Annotated in this window: 17 protein-coding genes; 7 read left to right on the top strand and 10 right to left on the bottom strand. The window is 73.1% G+C overall.

Annotation, left to right across the window (positions count from 1 at the left end):
- Nucleotides 1-223 precede the first annotated feature (223 nt).
- The 4 genes from EDF21_RS08455 to EDF21_RS08440 form a co-directional block, all read right to left on the bottom strand.
- Nucleotides 224-1,669 carry a PTS ascorbate transporter subunit IIC gene (locus EDF21_RS08455; RefSeq protein WP_347342489.1) on the bottom strand — a complete coding sequence of 482 codons (1,446 nt, stop codon included), beginning with the start codon at nucleotides 1,667-1,669 and terminating at the stop codon, nucleotides 224-226.
- Nucleotides 1,670-1,677: 8 nt separating this feature from the next.
- Nucleotides 1,678-1,980: a PTS sugar transporter subunit IIB gene (locus EDF21_RS08450; RefSeq protein ID WP_056044337.1), complete on the bottom strand. Its 303-nt coding sequence runs from the start codon at nucleotides 1,978-1,980 to the stop codon at nucleotides 1,678-1,680.
- Complete coding sequence (locus tag EDF21_RS08445; RefSeq protein WP_158612887.1) at nucleotides 1,977-2,432, bottom strand: PTS sugar transporter subunit IIA; 456 nt, start codon at nucleotides 2,430-2,432, stop codon at nucleotides 1,977-1,979. The genes EDF21_RS08450 and EDF21_RS08445 overlap by 4 nt, the downstream gene beginning before the upstream one ends.
- Before the next feature lie 110 nt (nucleotides 2,433-2,542).
- The gene (locus tag EDF21_RS08440; RefSeq protein ID WP_056227873.1) at nucleotides 2,543-3,274 is read right to left on the bottom strand and encodes a GntR family transcriptional regulator; all 732 of its coding nucleotides are present in this window, start codon (nucleotides 3,272-3,274) and stop codon (nucleotides 2,543-2,545) included.
- A 222-nt stretch (nucleotides 3,275-3,496) separates the two neighbouring features.
- Here EDF21_RS08440 and EDF21_RS08435 point away from each other — a divergent pair, with 222 nt between their 5' ends.
- Entirely contained in the window at nucleotides 3,497-5,659 is a 2,163-nt protein-coding gene (locus tag EDF21_RS08435) for a transketolase (protein ID WP_123571039.1), read from the top strand.
- 124 nt (nucleotides 5,660-5,783) lie between these two features.
- Here the strand turns inward: EDF21_RS08435 and EDF21_RS08430 are convergent, their stop codons facing one another.
- Nucleotides 5,784-6,929 carry a BMP family protein gene (locus tag EDF21_RS08430; RefSeq protein ID WP_123571038.1) on the bottom strand — a complete coding sequence of 382 codons (1,146 nt, stop codon included), beginning with the start codon at nucleotides 6,927-6,929 and terminating at the stop codon, nucleotides 5,784-5,786.
- A gap of 453 nt (nucleotides 6,930-7,382) precedes the next feature.
- Between EDF21_RS08430 and EDF21_RS08425 the strand changes: the two genes are divergently transcribed.
- Nucleotides 7,383-8,258 (top strand): Rieske 2Fe-2S domain-containing protein, encoded by an 876-nt coding sequence (locus EDF21_RS08425; protein WP_123571037.1) that lies wholly within the window; start codon nucleotides 7,383-7,385, stop codon nucleotides 8,256-8,258.
- Between the two features lie 198 nt (nucleotides 8,259-8,456).
- Nucleotides 8,457-8,948, top strand: a complete 492-nt coding sequence (locus EDF21_RS08420; protein WP_123571036.1) for a hypothetical protein — start codon at nucleotides 8,457-8,459, stop codon at nucleotides 8,946-8,948.
- A 211-nt stretch (nucleotides 8,949-9,159) separates the two neighbouring features.
- Here the strand turns inward: EDF21_RS08420 and EDF21_RS08415 are convergent, their stop codons facing one another.
- Nucleotides 9,160-9,576 carry a hypothetical protein gene (locus EDF21_RS08415; protein ID WP_123571035.1) on the bottom strand — a complete coding sequence of 139 codons (417 nt, stop codon included), beginning with the start codon at nucleotides 9,574-9,576 and terminating at the stop codon, nucleotides 9,160-9,162.
- A gap of 160 nt (nucleotides 9,577-9,736) precedes the next feature.
- On the opposite strand from EDF21_RS08415, the gene EDF21_RS08410 reads away from it, so the two are divergent.
- Together EDF21_RS08410 and EDF21_RS08405 are read left to right on the top strand one after the other, a co-directional pair.
- Nucleotides 9,737-10,378: a DUF1992 domain-containing protein gene (locus tag EDF21_RS08410; protein ID WP_123571034.1), complete on the top strand. Its 642-nt coding sequence runs from the start codon at nucleotides 9,737-9,739 to the stop codon at nucleotides 10,376-10,378.
- Nucleotides 10,379-10,599: 221 nt separating this feature from the next.
- Nucleotides 10,600-11,661 (top strand): C40 family peptidase, encoded by a 1,062-nt coding sequence (locus EDF21_RS08405; RefSeq protein ID WP_123571033.1) that lies wholly within the window; start codon nucleotides 10,600-10,602, stop codon nucleotides 11,659-11,661.
- A 134-nt stretch (nucleotides 11,662-11,795) separates the two neighbouring features.
- On the opposite strand, the gene EDF21_RS08400 is transcribed toward EDF21_RS08405, so the two are convergent.
- Nucleotides 11,796-13,445 carry a SulP family inorganic anion transporter gene (locus tag EDF21_RS08400; protein ID WP_199736302.1) on the bottom strand — a complete coding sequence of 550 codons (1,650 nt, stop codon included), beginning with the start codon at nucleotides 13,443-13,445 and terminating at the stop codon, nucleotides 11,796-11,798.
- A 98-nt stretch (nucleotides 13,446-13,543) separates the two neighbouring features.
- On the opposite strand from EDF21_RS08400, the gene EDF21_RS08395 reads away from it, so the two are divergent.
- The gene (locus EDF21_RS08395) at nucleotides 13,544-13,996 is read left to right on the top strand and encodes a MerR family transcriptional regulator (RefSeq protein WP_123571032.1); all 453 of its coding nucleotides are present in this window, start codon (nucleotides 13,544-13,546) and stop codon (nucleotides 13,994-13,996) included.
- Nucleotides 13,997-14,144: 148 nt separating this feature from the next.
- On the opposite strand, the gene EDF21_RS08390 is transcribed toward EDF21_RS08395, so the two are convergent.
- Nucleotides 14,145-15,215, bottom strand: coding sequence for a glycoside hydrolase family 6 protein (locus EDF21_RS08390; protein ID WP_158612886.1), 1,071 nt, complete (start codon nucleotides 15,213-15,215; stop codon nucleotides 14,145-14,147).
- Nucleotides 15,216-15,551: 336 nt separating this feature from the next.
- On the opposite strand from EDF21_RS08390, the gene EDF21_RS08385 reads away from it, so the two are divergent.
- Entirely contained in the window at nucleotides 15,552-16,844 is a 1,293-nt protein-coding gene (locus tag EDF21_RS08385) for a M23 family metallopeptidase (RefSeq protein WP_123571030.1), read from the top strand.
- A gap of 10 nt (nucleotides 16,845-16,854) precedes the next feature.
- Here EDF21_RS08385 and EDF21_RS08380 read toward each other — a convergent pair whose 3' ends face one another.
- Complete coding sequence (locus tag EDF21_RS08380; protein ID WP_123571029.1) at nucleotides 16,855-17,115, bottom strand: Txe/YoeB family addiction module toxin; 261 nt, start codon at nucleotides 17,113-17,115, stop codon at nucleotides 16,855-16,857.
- Nucleotides 17,112-17,363 (bottom strand): type II toxin-antitoxin system Phd/YefM family antitoxin, encoded by a 252-nt coding sequence (locus EDF21_RS08375; RefSeq protein ID WP_054145051.1) that lies wholly within the window; start codon nucleotides 17,361-17,363, stop codon nucleotides 17,112-17,114. The genes EDF21_RS08380 and EDF21_RS08375 overlap by 4 nt, the downstream gene beginning before the upstream one ends.
- Between the last annotated feature and the right edge of the window lie 80 nt (nucleotides 17,364-17,443).

Raw genomic sequence — 17,443 nt, 5'->3', positions numbered from 1 at the left:
GCTCCCGACGAGTGGTCCCGGATCGTCCTCCACCCCGCCGGGAAGGACGATCTGGGACCACTCGACCGAGCAGTCGGGACGAGGAGGCGCGGTGCAGGCGTCCGACGGAGGGCCCGGACACGCGCGGCGCGGCCCGGACGCGCAGAACGGGCGCGCCCGGGGGAGGCGGGCGTCCGGAGACGCCCGCTCGCACCGGACCCGCCCGTCCTGGCGGGAGGTCGGCCTAGCGGGCCGAGGCGGTCTCGCCGACGCGCGTGCCGTCGGCGTCCGTCGGAGCATCGGCGGAGCCGTCGCCGGCACCGCCGTCGCGGCCACCGGCCCGGCGGGCACGGGCCCGCACGAACAGGCTCGACGCGTAGACCAGCACGAGCGAGGCGAGGATCGCGACGATGACGGCGATCTGACCGCCGGCCAGGCTGATCTGGCCGAACAGGATGCCCACGACGCCGTAGTCCGAGTCGGAGAACGTCGAGTTCGACAGTCCGATGTCGCCGAGCACCGGCAGCAGGAACAGCGGCAGGAACGTGATCGCGAGACCGTTGGCGAAGGCACCGAGCACGGCACCGCGTCGACCGCCCGCGGCGTTGCCGATGACGCCCGACGCGGCTCCGGTCATGAAGTGCGCGACGACGCCGGGGATCACGATGGCGGTGCCGGCGAAGATCATCACCGACATGCCGACGATGCCGCCGACGAAGCTCGCGAGGAACCCGATCAGCACGGCGTTCGGGGCGAACGTGAAGGTGATCGGGACGTCGAGTGCGGGGATCGCGTTCTTGACCAGGCGCTCGCTGATGCCCTTGAACGCGGGCACGATCTCGGCCAGCACGACGCGCACGCCGGCGAGGATCACGAAGACGCCCGCCGAGAAGGTCGCGGCCTGCATGACGACGTAGACGATGTAGTTCTGGCCGTCGCTCAGCTCGGTCTCGACGAAGGCCGACCCGGCGAACAGGGCGACGATCACGTAGATCACGGCCATCGACAGGGCCACGATCACCGTGGTGTCGCGCAGGAACCCGAGCCCCTTCGGGAACGTGATGTCTTCCGTGGACTTCGACCGGGTGCCCTTGCCGCGGGTCAGCGTCGCGACCAGGCCGCTCAGGGCGACGCCGGCACCGCCGGTGTGGCCGAGGGCGACGTCGTTCGAGCCGGTGACCTTGCGCATGAAGGGCTGCACGATCGCCGGCGACAGCGTCGTGACGAGACCCTGCAGCAGCGCACCCCAGAGCACGACGCCCCAGACCGGGAACCCGGCGACGCCGAGGATCACGGCGATCATCGCCGCCATGTAGAAGGCGACGTGGCCCGAGAGGTAGATGTACTTGAAGTGCGTCGTCGCGGCCAGCAGCACGTTGACGATGAACCCGAAGAAGAAGATCAGCGCGGCGGCCGAGCCGTAGTCGAGCAGCACCTGGCCGACGATGGCCTCGTTGTTCGGCACGACGCCCTGGACGTCGAAGGCCTCCTGGAACATGGCGCCGAACGGGTCGAGCGAGGCGACGACCACGCCGGCTCCGGCGGCCAGCACGAGGAACCCGACGAGGGTGCGCACGGTGCCCTTGAGCACGTCGCTGAACGCCTTGCGCTGCAGCAGCAGCCCGACGAGCGAGATCAGCGCGACGATGATCGCGGGCTGGCGGAAGACGTCCAGCAGGACGGAGAGCACGCCCTCCATCAGTTGGCCCCGGCGTCGGGCACGGTCACGCCCTTGCGCACGGCGGTCTCGCGCACCTTGGTGCGCAGCTCGGCCAGGTCGATGATGCTGTCGAGCACCACGACGTCGCCGAGGCCGCCGACGGAGTCGGCCAGGTCGGCGCCGACGAAGATCACGTCGGCGGCACCCGGGCCGACCGAGCCGAGGTCGGCGTGGTCGACGTCGACCCCGGTGATGCCCTGCTCTTTGAGGACCTTCTCGATGTTCATGTGGACCATGAAGCTCGAACCGAGGCCCGAGCTGCAGACGGCGAGGAATTTCATGCGTTCTGTCCGATCTTGGTGAGGACCGCCAGGGTGTCGGCGGGGGTGGAGGAGGCGAGCAGCTCGGCGCGGAGCGTCTCGTCGGAGAGCAGGGTGGCGAGGGCCATCATCGTGTCGAGGTGGCTCTGGGGGTCGGTCGCGGCGAGGCAGAAGAAGAGGTCGATCGGGTGCGCCGCGTCGTCGTTCAACAGCACCGTCTCGCCGACGCGCAGGCTCGAGAGCCCGGTGCGCTCGACGCCGTTCTCGGGCCGGCTGTGCGCGAGGGCGATGCCGAAGCCCAGGTCGATGTAGGTGCCGCCCGCGGCGATCGAGTCGGTCATGGCCGCGACGTAGTGGCTGCTGATGGCGCCGTTGTCGAGCAGGGGCTGAGCGACGCGTTCGACGGCGTCGCGCCAGCCGTCGACGCGGTCGGCGAAGAGGATGGTCTCGGGGGTGAGGAGGTCGGTCAGCACTGTCGTTCCTGGTGGGGGTCGGTGACGTCGGCGTCGGGACGGGCGTCGGTTGCGGTGGTGGGAAGGGGGTTCAGGAGGCGCGGCTCGGCGGGCGAGGCGCGCCCGGTCGGTCAGCCGTGCAGGCCGAAGAAGATCTCGCTGTTCTGCGGGGTGAAGTGGCTGGTCCCGTACGCGACGGCCCGCTCGTCGCCGTCGAACACCGTCGACGCGATCTTCAGCAGGGTCGTCCCGAGGGGGACGTCGAGTTCGTCGGCGTGGAGGGTGCTGGCCCCGTCGAGCGAGACGAGCAGGTCCTGTCGGGCGAGCGTGACGCCGTGCTCGCGGTCGAGGTGCCCGTAGAGCGAGCCGTCGGTGAAGTCGACGGTCGCCGTCTCGGGGAAGAGCGCGTGCGGCAACCAGGTCACGACGAGGTGGTGCAGCGAGCCGTTGACGAAGCGCAGGCGGGTCAGCTCGACCACCTCGTCGGCCGAGTTGATGTCGAGGTGGCTCGCCACCGTCTCGCCGGCCCGGACGACCTTCTGGTCGAGCACGCGGGTGCTGACCGCGAAGCCCTCGCCCGTCTGCTGCGCGTGGAAGCCCTTGACCTCGTCGGCGAAGCGCTCGCGGTAGTGCAGGCGGTACTGCGGCTCGGTGACGAAGGTGCCCCGGCCGTGCTCGCGCACCAGGTGGCCGTCCGCGATGAGGCCGTCGACCGCGTGCCGCAGCGTGATGCGGCTGACGCCGTACTCGTCGCAGAGGACGGGCTCGGCGGGCAGCTGCGACCCGGGTTCGAGCTTCTGGATGCGGGACAGCAGGTGCTCGCGCACGGCCACGTACTTGCTCGTGCCGCTCGTGGTGCTCATCTGGTGCCTCCGCGCCGTTGCTGAAGTGGGTGGTGCCCGCCCGACGACGTCAGGTCGTCGAGTCGTCAGGTCGTCAAGTCGTCATGATGACTTCGACGAGGGTACGTCTCGCCGACCACCGGTGCAAGTCGACAGTCGTCTTGATTCATCATGACGTCCTGATGACCGACGCTACGGTCGTCGGAGACCCAGCCCGCCCCTCCCCGAACCGGAGCCCCTCACGTGATCCACGACCTCGACGCCGCCGCCGTCACCACCGCCCGCCTGCTCGCCCTCGACGCCGTCGAGCGCGCCGGGTCCGGACACCCGGGGACGGCGTCCGCGCTGGCCCCCGTCGCGCACCTCCTCTTCCAGAAGCACCTGCGGCACGACCCGCAGGCACCCGACTGGGCCGGCCGTGACCGGTTCGTGCTGAGCTGCGGACACGCGAGCGTCCTGCTCTACACGCAGCTGTTCCTCACCGGCTACGACGTGTCGCTCGACGACCTCAAGGCGTTCCGGTCGTTCGGGTCGCGCACCCCCGGCCACCCCGAGCTCGGCCACACCCCCGGCGTCGAGACCACGACCGGGCCGCTCGGGCAGGGCCTCGCCACGGCCGTCGGCATGGCGATGGCGATGCTGCACGAGCGTGCCGTCAACGACCCCGACGCCGCCCCGGGCGAGTCCGTCTTCGACCGCCGCGTCTTCGTGCTCGCGTCCGACGGCGACCTGCAGGAGGGCCTCTCGTACGAGGCCGGTGCGCTCGCCGGACGTCACCGCCTCGGCAACCTGACGGTGGTCTACGACGACAACGACATCCAGATCGAGGGCGACACGAGCCTCACCTCGAGCGAGAACGTCGGCGCCCGGTTCGCCGCGCAGGGCTGGCGCGTCGACCACGTCGGACTCGCCCCGGACGGCGACGTCGACGTCGAGGCCCTCGACGAGGTGCTCTCGACGACCGACCGCCGGGGCGACCGCCCGCACCTCGTGGTGCTCAAGTCGCAGATCGCCTGGCCCGCGCCGAACGCCCGCAACACCTCGGCCTCGCACGGCGCCCCGCTCGGTGCCGACGAGGTCGCCGCGACCCGGGTCGAGCTCGGCGTCGACTCCGAGCCCTTCACCGTGGACGACGCCGTGCTCGCCCACACCCGGTCCGTGCTCGAGCGGGGCCGGGCCGCCCGCGAGGCCTGGCAGGTCGCCGCCGACGCCTGGGAGGCCGCCCACCCCGTGGCCGCCGCCGAGCTGCACCGCTCGCGGTCGCGCACCCTGCCCGCGGACCTCGGGTCGCGCCTCCCCGTCTTCTCCCCCGGCGACACGCTCGCCACCCGCGACGCGTCGGGCACGGTCATCCAGGCGCTCGCCGAGGCGCTGCCCGAGCTGTGGGGTGGTTCGGCCGACCTCGCCGAGCCCAACCGCACGGCGATCGCAGGAGGCGCGTCGTACCTCCCCGAGGAAGCCCCCGGCACCGGCCGCGCCGGTCGCAACGTCCACTGGGGCGTGCGCGAGGGGGCGATGGCCTCGGCCATGAACGGCATCGCGCTGATCGAGGGCTCGCGGTTCTTCGCCGGCACGTTCCTCGTGTTCAGCGACTACCAGCGCCCGGCGATCCGGCTGGCGGCGCTCATGCAGCTGCCGGTCACCTACCTCTGGTCACACGACTCGGTCGCCCTCGGCGCCGACGGGCCGACCCACCAGCCGATCGAGCACCTGGCGAGCCTGCGCGCGATGCCCGGGTTCTCGGTCGTGCGCCCGGCCGACGGCGCCGAGACCGCCGCCGCCTGGCTGGCGATCCTCGAGAAGGACGGCCCGGCCGGTCTGGTCCTGGCCCGACAGCCGCTGCCGGTCGCGGCGACGCCCGCCGACGTGGTGCGTGCGGGTGTGCGCCGCGGGGCCTACGTGGTGCAGGACGGCGGTGCTGCGGCCGCGGCTGCGGCTGCGGCTGCGGCCGCGGGCACCGGCACGACCGGCGGCGGCACGACCGAAGCCGGCGCGACCGACGCCGGCACGACCGATGCCGGCACGCCCGATGTGGTCGTCGTCGCCACGGGCAGCGAGGTCGCCCTCGTGCTCGAAGCCGTCGCGCAGATCGACGACCTCGCCGTGCGCGTCGTGTCGATGCCCTGCCGCGAGTGGTTCGACGCCCAGCCCGCCGAGTACCGCGAGCAGGTGCTGCCCCGCGCGGTGACGGCCCGGGTCGTGGTCGAGGCGGCCGCGAGCTTCGGCTGGGAGGGCGTCGCCGGCCCCGACGGCGTGGTCGTCGGCATCGACGAGTTCGGCCTGTCGGCCCCCGCGGCCGACGCGCTGCGCGAGCGCGGCATGACGACCGACCGCGTCGTCGCCGCCGTTCGCGGGGCTGCCGCCCGGGCTGCTGCCGCCCGGGCGGCGACCTCCGTCGCTTCCTGACCCGCGCCTCCTCGTCCTGGCCCGCGAGTGGGCAGAAGGTGCTGCTCGGCTCGCGCTGAAGAGCATCTTCTGCCCACTCGGCGGGGCGGCAGGGGTCGCTGCCGGGCCCGAGCCCGGGACCGGCCTACGGCTGGCTGGGCGAGGTGACCGTCACGGCTCCGCTGGCGATCTGGTCGCGCAGGGCGTCGAGCTCGTCCGACAGCTCGGGGCTGACCGACGACGCCAGGTCGTGGAACGGCGCGAGGCCGACGCCGCCGTTGTCGAGCGTGCCGACGTAGGGCTCGTTGGTGAACGAGTCGTCGGTCGACGAGACGGCGATCTGCTGGACGGCCTTCTCGGTGTCCTTGATGACGCTGGTCAGCACGATCGGCCGGTACTCGGCGGGCAGCGTGTCGTAGCCGTCGTTGTCGACCCAGATCACGTCGACGCCGCCCGTGGCGAGCGCGGCCGACGCCGCCCCCTCGCCGACCTGCCCGGCCACCGGCATGATCACGTCGGCACCCTGGTCGATCAGCGCCTGGGCGAGCTGCTTGCCCTTGTTGACGTCCTCGAAGTCGCCGGTGAACGAGCCGTCCTGCGCCTCCTTCGACCAGCCGAGCAGTTGCACGGTCGTGCCGTTCGCGGCGTTGTAGGCGTCGACGCCGTCCGCGAAGCCGTCCATGAACAGGGTGACCGGGGGCTGGTTGCCGCCGCCGAAGGTCGCGACCTTGCCCGTCTTGCTCACGCCCGCCGCGAGGTAGCCGGCGAGGTACGAGGCCTGCGCGGTGTCGAACAGGATCGGCTTGACGTTCGGGGCCTCGACGGTCTCGTCGACGATGGCGAAGTCGATGTCGGGGTTGGCCGCCGCCTGCTCCTCGGTGGCGGGGGCGAGCTCGTAGCCGACGGTCAGCACGAAGCCGCAGCCCGAGTCGACGGCCTGCGCGACGTTCGGGGCCAGGTCGTTCTCGGTCGTCGAGACGAGCACGCGGGCCTGGATGCCGTCCTCCTTCTCGGCCTTCTGCAGGCCGGCCCAGCTCGACTGGTTGAACGAGCGGTCGTCGAGCCCGCCCGAGTTCGTCACCATCCGGGCGCAGTCCTCGCCCGCGGCGGAGGTGCTGCCGCCGCCCTCGGCGGGAGCGCTGGCACAGCCGGCGAGCAGGGCGAGACCGGCGAGGCCGCCGGCCACCCCGAGGAGGCGCGGGTGACGGAGGCGGGACGACGGGCGGTCCCCGAGGCGGGCGGGTGCGGGGCGTGCTGCCGGGCGTGCGGACGTGGCGGGGCGGACGGACATGAGGCGGGACCTCCGGGAAGGGGTGTGCTGTGGGGGTGCCGGCGGTGCGGGCCGGGCGGGTGGACACAGTCAACTGCCTGCGGGGCTCCGTGCCAAGCGTGTGACGGGGGCGGGCTCCGTCGGCGGCCGGCGCCGCGCCTCCTGCGCTCGCCGCGCCCGGCCGACACCGCGCCTCCTGCCTTCCACGCCACGAGATGGCCACAGCGCCAGGACTGGTCGTGGCGTTGTGACCACATCGTGGCGGGTTGGCGGGCTGCACCAGACCTCTCTGCTCTCGCCGCCACGAAGTGAACATGCCGCCACTTTTTCTCGTGGCGGAGTGTTTAGTTCGTGGCGGGCTGGCGGGCTGGCGGGCTGCGGCGGTGGTGGCGGGCGAGACGGCGGGTCGGGTGCAACGGGTGTTTGCTCGGGACAACACGAATCCACGGCCCGGACCAGCACTGGAGGCACGTCATGCGAGAACTCGGAATCGTCAGGACCCTGACCGCCCTCGAGAACGCCGAGCGGCTGGACCCGCTCGTCGACCGCGTCGCCGGCGTCGTCGACCGGGTCCTCGCGCCGCGCAGCCTGCGCGACGTGCTGCACGGCGTCCCCGCCGGCCACCCGTTGCACCCCGTGATGGTGCTCGTGCCGACCGGCGCCTGGATCAGCGCGGCCGTGCTCGACCTGCTGCCCGGCCAGGACCGGGCCGCCCGGACCCTCGTCGGCGTGGGCGTGCTCGCCGTGGCGCCGTCCGCGCTCGCCGGCTTCGCCGACTGGGCCGCGACGCACGAGCAGCAGAAGCGCGTCGGCCTCGTCCACTCGGCGGCCAACCTCGTCGCGACGGCCCTGTACGGGGCCTCGTACCTGCAGCGCGTGCGAGGACGGTCGCTCAGCGCCAAGCTGCTCGGCTTCGCGGGGCTCGGTGCCGTCTCGGCCGGCGGCTTCATCGGCGGACACCTCGCCTATCGTCAGGCCGTCGGCGCCAACCACGCCGAGGACGTCCCGCACCTGGTCGCGCCCGGCTGGCACGAGATCGCCCGGGTCGACGAGCTGCCCGACCGCGAACTCACCGCCCTCGAGGTGTCGGGCCAGCCCGTGGTGGCGTATCGCCACGGCGACCGCGTCGAGGTGCTGTCGGACACCTGCAGCCACCTGTCGGCGTCCCTCGCCGACGGCCGCGTCGGCACGGAACGCGGCGAGGCCTGCGTCACCTGCCCGTGGCACGACAGCGTCTTCTCGCTCGCGACGGGCGAAGTCGTCCACGGGCCGGCGACCTCGCCCCAGCCGCGCTTCGAGACCCGCGTCGTCGACGGCACGCTGGAGGTGCGGCTGCCGAACGCCGGCTGAGCCCAGCCGTCCGTCGCTCGCCGCGCCTCCCTGCCCTCGCCGCCACGAAGTGGACATCACGCCACGAAGTAAACAAGCCGCCACCTTTTTGCGTGGCGGAATGTTTAGTTCGTGGCGGGCTGGCGGGCTGGCGGGCCGGCGGGTGCGGGTGCGGGTGCAGGTGCGGCGGCGTCCAGGCGGGCGGGGCACACTGTCGGCATGTACCGAGGCCTGCCGACCATCTCGTTGCCCGAACCCGAGCGTCCGCCGTTCGTCGACCGGCTGCAGCGGGCACTCGACCTGGCCGCCGCGGAGGAAAGCGGGCGCCTGCGGGTCGTCCATTCGTGGGTCGGCGACGAGGTGCCGGGCACGACCCTGCGACGCGTCGGCTGGCAGTCGCGCGTGCTGACGATCACCGGGCCACGACGCGCCCCCGTCGACGTCTGGTTCGACGCGGACGACGGGGACGTCAGCGTGATCGGCGACGTGTCCGTGCCGGACTGGTCGCTGCACGACGCCGAGGCCGAGTCCGCCTGCCTCGCCGCGTCCGGCCAGCTGCTGCACGACCTCGCGGCCGGTCGCCTGCCCCGCGGTCGCCGCTCGGACTTCGTCCGGTCGAGCACCGTGCTCGCCCTGATCGGCGCCGGAGCCGTGGTCGGCGCGGTCGTCGTCGACGTGCTGCGCGCCCGGGGTCGGGGCCGCTCGGTCTGACGGGCGGCGCGTCCGCACCGGACGACCCGCGCGTCCTCGCCTGACGACCCGCGCCTCCGCGGACGGGCGGCGCGTCCTCACCGGACGACCCGCGCGTCCTCACCGGACGACCCGCGCCTCCGCTGACGAGCGGCGCGTCCTCGCCTGACGACCCGCGCCTCGTCGCCGGACGAGCCGCGCCTCCTCGGGGCGTCGTGGAGCGCCGACGCGCCTAGCGGGCGTGCCGCTCGAAGAACGCAGTCGACGGCGGCAGCAGCATCAGCAGGGAGGCGATCAGCGCGCAGATCACGGACGCCCACTCGAGCACTCCGCCGCCACTCGCCCCGCTCACGCCGCCCAGCACCTGCAGGATCGTCAGCACGAGCAGCACGGTGCGTGCCCAGCGGCGCCCGTCGCGCATCGACCGCACGACCGCGAGCTGCACCAGGGCGACCACGATCGCGAACACGCCGCCGGCGATGTCCGCCCCGCGCGGGTCGGCCAGGGCCCCGCCGGACGTCGACACCCGGGCCGGCCCGCCGAAGAGCATCAGCAGGACGGCACCGACGACGCCCAGGGCGACGACGGCGATCCACAGGGCGTACGCCGCCGAGATCGTGCGGGGGGCGGGTGGGGCGGCGTCGCGCATCGGGCCTCCTCGATCGGCGGGCGGGGCCTCCAGGGTAGGCCCGGCCGCCGTCGGTGGTGCGGCGTACCCTCGACGCCACGAACCCCGAAGAGCACGAACGAGCAGGAGCGACGGCCGGGCACCGTCCGCCGCCCCACGACGAGCGCAGGAGGCGCGGCGCATGGACCGAGAACCCGAACGACGACCGCAGGGTCGCGACCACCGCGTCGACGCGGCCCGCTACCGGGTCGACGGCGACGTGCCGAACGACGACGCGCCCCGCGACACCCGCACGGCCGCCGAGATGCGGGCCTGGGCCCGCACCGCCATCGACCAGGCGATCGCCCGTGGCGAGTTCGACGACCTGCCGCTCGCCGGCAAGCCGCTGCCCGGCCTGGCCGGCGGCACGGTCGACCCCGACTGGTGGCTCCGCGGTCTGATCGAGCGCGAGGGGCTCACCGGGCTCGCCCCTCCGGCCCTGTCGCTGCGCGCCGAGAGCACGGGTCTGCACGCCGAGCTCGACCGGCTGCGCTCCGAGGCCGCCGTGCGGTCGCACCTCGAGGACTTCAACGCGCGCATCGTCGAGGCCAGGCGCCAGCTGTCCGGCGGACCCCCGGTCGTGACGCCCACGCGGGACGTCGACGGCGAGGTCCTGCTCTGGCACGAGAGGCGGCAGGCGCGCCGGGCCGCCGAGGCCGCCGCCGTGCCGCCACCACCCCCGAGCTGGCGCGAACGGCGGGCCCTGCGACGCGAGCTCAAGCGGCGCCGAGGCGACCCGGGACCGTCGTCCGGGCCGGGTGAGCCGCCGTCATCCGACGAGTGATCACCGCCTGGCCTCGTGACCTGTTCGTGATCTTTTTCCGACGAGAACTACACCTCGAGGATGATGCGCGCTAGGGTCGAGTGTTCGCACCACCCCCAGACGAGAGGACCGCACGCGTGACGAAGCCCGCCTCCCCGACCTCTCCGGATCAGGGTGGCGCGACGGCTGGTCACGTCGAAAGTGCTGGTCAGCGTCCTGCGGGTCAGGCTGGCTCGACCGGTGTGAGGCCGCTCGGAGAGCGTTCGGCCCGCCTCGCCCTCGAGCGTCGCGAACGCCGTGCCCGACGGGACGTCCTCCCCACCTCGCACCGTGAGTCCTTCGTCGAGTGCCCCGCCCTCGTCGGTGCTGCCGAGGCCTCGGTCGCCCCGCGCGTCCGACCCCGACGCGCCGACGCGCCGGTTCAGACCGGCCCCCTGCTCGGTCTCGAAGAGTCCGCCGCCACGGCCAGCGCCGCCGCTCGTCCCGAGGACGCGGCCCGCGCCTCCTCGTCCACCGGCCACCCGGCACCTGTCCGTCCGTCGCGCCGCGCTCGCCGTGCCGCGGTCGTGGCCGCACGTCCTGCGTCGCCGACCCGTGCGGCCGCCGGCCGCCCCGGTGCGGCGCGCAGCGTCGGCACCGCCGTCAAGAAGCTCTCCATCGTCACCGCGATCGTCGGATTCGCCGCCAGCGGCGTCCTCCCCCTGCTCGCGACCACCGGCGACGAGGCCCAGGCCGTCGCCGCGGGTGCGACGGCGCGGTCGTCGCTCGGTTCGCAGACGCTGTCGGTCGACACCGCCTCGCTGACGGACGAGTCCGACGAGACCGCCCGCGACGCCTACTCGGCCACGTCGATGGTCGACGTCGTGACGCAGAACCTGCAGAACCGCAAGGCCGCGGCGAACACGACCTACGAGGGGCCGACCACGGCCGACTACCTCGCGAACCCTCTCTACCCCGAACTGGACCGCGACCAGGTGCTCGCGGTCGCGCTGCAGTACATCGGCACGCCGTACGTTCACGGCGGTGAAGACCCCTCGAAGTTCGACTGCTCCGGCCTCATCACGTTCGTCTACGCGCAGTTCGGCATCGAGTTGACCCACTACGTGCCGACGCAGAACACCGAGGGCCGGACCATCCCCGAGTCCGAGGCGGTCCCCGGCGACCTCGTCGTGTTCGACAACCTGGCCCACGACGGCATCTACGCCGGCAACGGCATGATCCTCGACGCCCCGAAGCCCGGCGGCTTCGTCGACGTCCGCCCGATCTGGAACCAGGCGCACCACTTCGTCCGCATCGACGGCTGAGCCGTCCCTCGGGCTCGGCTGCGTCTGCCGCTCTGACGTCCTGATCTGACGACCCGCGCCTCCGGGGCTCCGCCGTCCGCCTGCCCTGCGGCAAGCACCGTGCCGCGGTGTCGCGTGCGCGTGCTCCGGACCCGCTACCCGAGGCGGCCGGTGAGACGGCCGTGGAACGCCTCGCTGCGATCGTCCAGCCCGACGAACGTCGCCGTCACGCCGTGTGCGCGGAACTTCTCGTCGACCGAGTCGAGGGCGGCGACGCTCGACGCGTCCCACACCTGGGCGCGGGACAGGTCGACGGTGACCGTCGCAGGGTCGTCTCCGTAGGAGAAGTGCTCGACGAGGTCGTTGCTGCTGCCGAAGAACAGCGGGCCGACGACGTCGTACCGCACCGTCTCAGGGGCCGGGGGTCCGTCGACGACGGCACCCGCGCCTCCTGCGCTCGGGGTGACCCCGACGGTGTCCCTGGCGGTGCGGGAGGTGCCGTAGGTGTCGGAGGTGTCGGTGGCGCCCGCGGGGGCCGGCGTCACGTGCCGCTCGACCGTGATCACGTGGGCCACGCGGCGGGCGAACAGCACCATCGCGAGGAGCACGCCGACCGCGACGCCGAGGGCGAGGTTGTTCGTCGCGACGACCACCGCCACCGTGACCACCATGACCAGTGTCTCGGGCACGGGCATGCGGCGGAGGGTCGACGGCTTCAGCGAGTGCCAGTCGACGGTGGTGATCGCGACGATCATCATGACCGCGGCCAGCGCCACCATCGGGATCGTCGACATCACCGCGCTCAGCCCGGTCACCAGCAACAGCAGGAAGAGCCCCGCCGCGATGGTCGACACCCGCGTGCGGGCCCGCCCGATCTTCACGTTGACGACGGTCTGGCCGATCATGGCGCAGCCGGCGATGCCGCCGTAGAAGCCCGCCGCGATGTTCGCGACGCCGAGCGCCCAGGACTCCTTGCCCTTGTGCGACGGGGTCTCGGTGAGGTCGTCGACGAGCTTCGCGGTCAGCAGGGTCTCCATCAGGCCGACGAAGGCGACGCTGAGGGCGGTCGGCCAGATGATCTGCAGCGTCTCGAGGGTGAACGGGGCGAGCCACGGGGTCAGGCCGGGCAGGCCGCCGCCCATCGGGCCCTCGTCGCCGACGGTGTGCACGTCGAGGCGGGCGGCCACGGCGATGACCGTCACGACGACGATGGCGATCAGCGGCGCCGGCACGGCCTTCGTCACCTTCGGCAGCAGCACGACGATCGCGATGGTCAGGGCGAACAGCGGGTAGACGACCCACGGCTGGTCGATGATGTGCGGCACCTGCGCCACGAAGATCAGCACGCCGAGCGCGTTGACGAACCCGATCATGACCGAGCGGGGGATGAACCGCATCAGCCGGGCGAGGCCGGCGAGCCCGAACGCGAGCTGCACGAGTCCGGCCAACACGACCGTGGGCAGCACGTAGTCGGTGCCGTGCTCGCGGACCAGCGGCGCGATGACGAGGGCGACCGAGCCCGCGGCGGCGGTCACCATCGCCGGCCGGCCGCCGAGGACCGACATGACGAGCGCGAGCACGATCGACGCGACGAGGCTGACCATCGGGTCGACCCCGGCGATCACCGAGAACGAGATGACCTCGGGCACGAGCGCGAGCGTCGTGACGACGCCGGCCAGGGCCTCGCGGGTCAGGAGGCGCGGGTTGCGCAACACGGACAGCACCGTGTCGGTGGGGCGGACGGGGAGGACCGACCGCGCGGCGGGTTCAGGGCGCGCGCGGTCGGAGTCGTGGGCAGTGGTCACGGAGGACTCCTGGGGTGTGCGGAAGAATGGGGAGTCGGCGACACTGCCGTACGATGCAACCCTACCCTTACGTGAGGGTAGAGATGAAACGAGATCCCATGCCCGACGAGACCGCCACGATGCAGATCGGCGAGCTGGCCGAGCGCACCGAGATGTCGCTGCGCACGATCCGCCACTACGACGAGGTCGGTCTGCTGACGCCGTCGGGCCGCAGCGAGGGCGGATTCCGGCTCTACACGCACGACGACTACCTGCGGCTCATGGTGATCCGACGCATGAAGCCGCTCGGGTTCAGCCTCGACGAGATGGCCGAACTGCTGCGGGTCGTCGACGCACTCGACGGCGGGGCGGGTGACGAGGGCGGGGCGGGTGACGCGGCCGCCGCGGTCGACGGCGCCGGGGCGGGCGACGAGGGCGACGGGCGCGGTCAGGCGACCCGCGCCTCCTTGGCGGCGTTCATCGACGAGACCGTCGAGCGTCGCGCGAAGCTCGAGCGTCAGCTCGCGATGGCGGACGAGTTCCTCGAGCTGCTGCGCGCCCGCCTGGGCTAGACACCGCCGGCCCGGCCCGGCCCGGCGCGGCCCGGCCCGGCCCGGTCGCTCGGCTCAAGCCGCCACGAAGTAAACACGCCGCCACTCGATGATGTGGCGGCGTGTTCATCTCGTGGAGCGGTGGCGGGGCGGGCCGGCCGACCGCGCGTCAGCTGCGGGCCCACTCGGGGCGGCGGTCGACGAGCATCTCGGCGTACGACGGGTACCACTCACCGGCCGGGGGGCCGTCGTTGCAGGTGCCGTCGCTGATGCCCGGCGTCTTGACCCAGAGCAGGGCGTCGAGGCGGCCGTCGTCGGACACCACGCGGGGGTCCTGGCCGAGGCCGACGTCCTCGGGGTTGCACCACGTCCCCTTCCAGCCGCGGCCGTTGCGGGACACGTCGATCACGTAGCGGCTGCCGCCCGTCATCGCCGCGACCTCCTCGGCGTAGGGCTGCTCGTCGCCCACGGGGTAGAAGCCCGCGACGTTGGTGAAGAAGCCGCGGGCCTGGGCGACGCCCGCCGCCTCGAGCCGCTCGGCCATCACCTCGGGCGGCACCCAGTGCGAGTTGCCGCCGTCGAGGTAGGCGGGCACGCCGGCCGCCGCGAAGTCGGCGACGGCCTGCTTCAGCAGGGGGAGGCGCGTGTCGGCCAGCTGCGGACACCGGCTGAGGATGCCGAGCGAGTCGGGTTCGACGATGACGACGGCCCGGTGCCCGGCGAGGGTGGCCGCGATGGTCGCGTTCCAGGCGGGGTAGCGCTCGACGGACAAGCCGCCGGCCGAGTAGTTGCCGCAGTCCCGGTCGGGGATCGCGTAGGTGACGAACACGGGCGTCGCCCCCTGGTCCTCGGCGGCGGCCAGGTAGTCGGTGATCACCTTCACGAGCTGGGCGTCGTCGTAGCCGTCGCCGATCCACATCGCCACGGGGCGCTCCGCGATGAGGGCCGCGGCCCGCGCGGCGTCCGTCTCGCCGTCGGCGCTCAGCGTGGCCTCGGCCCGGATCGCCAGCGAGTTCGGCTCGAGCGCGATGCCCCCGTGGAACACCGTGCCGGACGGAGCCGTGCGGATCGTCTCGGGCGTCACCCGGGTCGCCTGCGACGTCGGGGTCGGCGTCGGCGTGGCCGGCTCGCCCGTCGGCGTCGGACGGGTGGCGTCGCCCGACGAGCACGCGGTCAGCAGGACGACGGCGGCCGCGGCGATCAGGCCGAGGGTGGTGCGGGCCGGTCGGGACGATGCCATCTGCGCCTCTCTCGGCGCACTCGGGGAGCTGCCCCGACGGTGGTGGAAGGGACAGTCGACCACGGATGCCGGCCGACGCACAGGGGCCGAAAGGGGGACACGACCGTACCTCGCGGGCGCCGGGTCGGCGCCGCGTCGCCGAGGCGTCGGCATCGCTGACGGCGCCGCGTCGACGTCTCGTCCCCAGCCCGGCGACCGCCCCGAGGAGGCGCGGTGCGGGGCGAGCGCGCCGCTTCCGTCCCGGAGCGCCTCGGTAGTGTGGGTGCTCCGCGAGGCCCGAGCGCGGACGCCCCTGCACCACCGCACGCGACGCGTGCACCAGACAGACAGAGAGCCATGTCCCACTCCGTCCGCCCCGTTCCCCTCTCGAGCCCCCTCCGCCGCCGGACGTCGGCAGCCACCGTCGCCCTCGTGCTGGCCGTGCTCGCCACGCTCCTCGTCCCCGATCGAGCGATCGCCGCCGCCCCGACCTGGCAGGCCGTCCTCGCCGCCCGCGACGACGAGTCCGCCAAGAAGAAGGCGCTCGCCGACCTGCAGACGGCGCTCGACGCGGCCTCGGCCCGTGCCGAGGCCGCCCGCACCTCGGCGGACGAGGCCGGACGCGTGCTGGGCGAGGCCCAGGCCGCCGTCGACGAGGCGACCGCACGGCACGAGCGGCTCGAGACGCGCCGGGCCGAGGCCCGCGAGACCGCCGACTCCTCACGACGGGTCGTCGGCCAGGCCGCCGCCCTGCTGGCCCGCCCCGGCAGCGGGGGCATGGTGGGCGACCTGCTCGCGGCCGGCGACGGCGCCCAAGAGGTGCTCAAGGGGCTGAGCCTGTCGAGCAAGCTGGGCGAGAACGTCGGTCGCCTCCGCGAGCGGGCCCAGGCCGCCGACAACCTCGCGACCTCGCTGGCCGACCAGGCCGCCGTGGCGCTCGCCGAACGCGACCGGCTCGCGGCCGACGCGCAGACCGCACTCGACGAGGCGGCCGTGGCCAGCGTGACGGCCGAGGCCGACCTCGCGGCCGTCGACGACGAGAAGGCCACCCTCGCCGCCCAGGTCGCCCTGCTCGAGGACGACCGCATGACGCTCGAGCAGGCCTACGCGCAGGCACAGGCGGCCGCGGCTGCGGCCGCCGCCGCCGCTGCGCGTCCCGCCCCCGCCGCGGGTGGTGGCACGGGCCCCGTCGCGCCGGGCACGGGCGGTCCCGGCCCGGGCGTCACCGTGCCCGACCCGGGCACCGGGTGGGTCGCCGCCATCCGCGCGTTCGGCTCGTACCAGGCCTACGGCTACCGCATCCACCCGATCACGGGCGAGTACAAGCTGCACGCCGGAGCCGACTTCGGGGCCTCCTGCGGCACGCCGATCTACTCGGTCTCGGCCGGTCGCGTCAGCTACGCCGGGCCGTCGAGCGGCTACGGCAACCTGATCGTCGTGGACCACGGCGGCGGGGTCAGCAGCGCCTACGCCCACATGGAACGCAACGGCATCTACGTCTCGGTCGGCCAGCAGGTCGCGGCCGGCCAGAACATCGCCGGCGTCGGCACCTCGGGCGGCTCGACCGGCTGCCACCTGCACCTCGAGGTGCGGCAGGGCGGCGTCCCGACCGACCCCGTGGTCTTCCTCGCGTCGAAGGGCGTCCGCTGACGACCCGAGTTCAGCTCGAGTACTGGTAGCGGCACTGCGCGATCAGGACGTCCGTCTCGGTCACCTTGTAGACCAACCTGTGCTCGTCGGTGATGCGGCGAGACCAGAATCCGTGGAAGCCGTGCTTCAAGGCCTCGGGCTTGCCGATGCCTTCGTTCCCGTTGCGTTCGATGTCGCGGATCAGGGTGTTGATGCGCTTCAGCACCTTCCGGTCTTGCGTCTGCCAGTACACGTAGTCGTCCCAGGCGTCGTCGTCGAAGACGATCCTCATCCGTGCAGTTCTCGCTCGCTCCCGCCGCCCTCGCTCAGACGCTCGATCGCGCCGAGCAGGCGCCGCGCGTTGGCCGGGCTGCGCAAGAGGTAGGCCGCCTCTTTCAACGACTCGTAGTCGTCGAGCGCGACGAGCACGACGGGATCGTGCCCGGCGCGGGTGATGACGACCTCTTCGCGATCGTCGATGACCGCGTCGAGCGTCGCTGCGTAGTTCGCCCGCGACTCGGAATAGGTGAGTGTCTTCATCGTTCCTCCTGAGTACAGGAAATTGTACGTCCGAGAGGTCCGTGTCACAAGACGGCGAGGAGACTTCGCGCGCCTCGTCC

Origin of the sequence: Frigoribacterium sp. PhB118, assembly GCF_003751725.1 — a bacterium.
Classification (GTDB): domain Bacteria; phylum Actinomycetota; class Actinomycetes; order Actinomycetales; family Microbacteriaceae; genus Frigoribacterium.
This window is presented reverse-complemented; position numbering and strand designations above follow the sequence as displayed.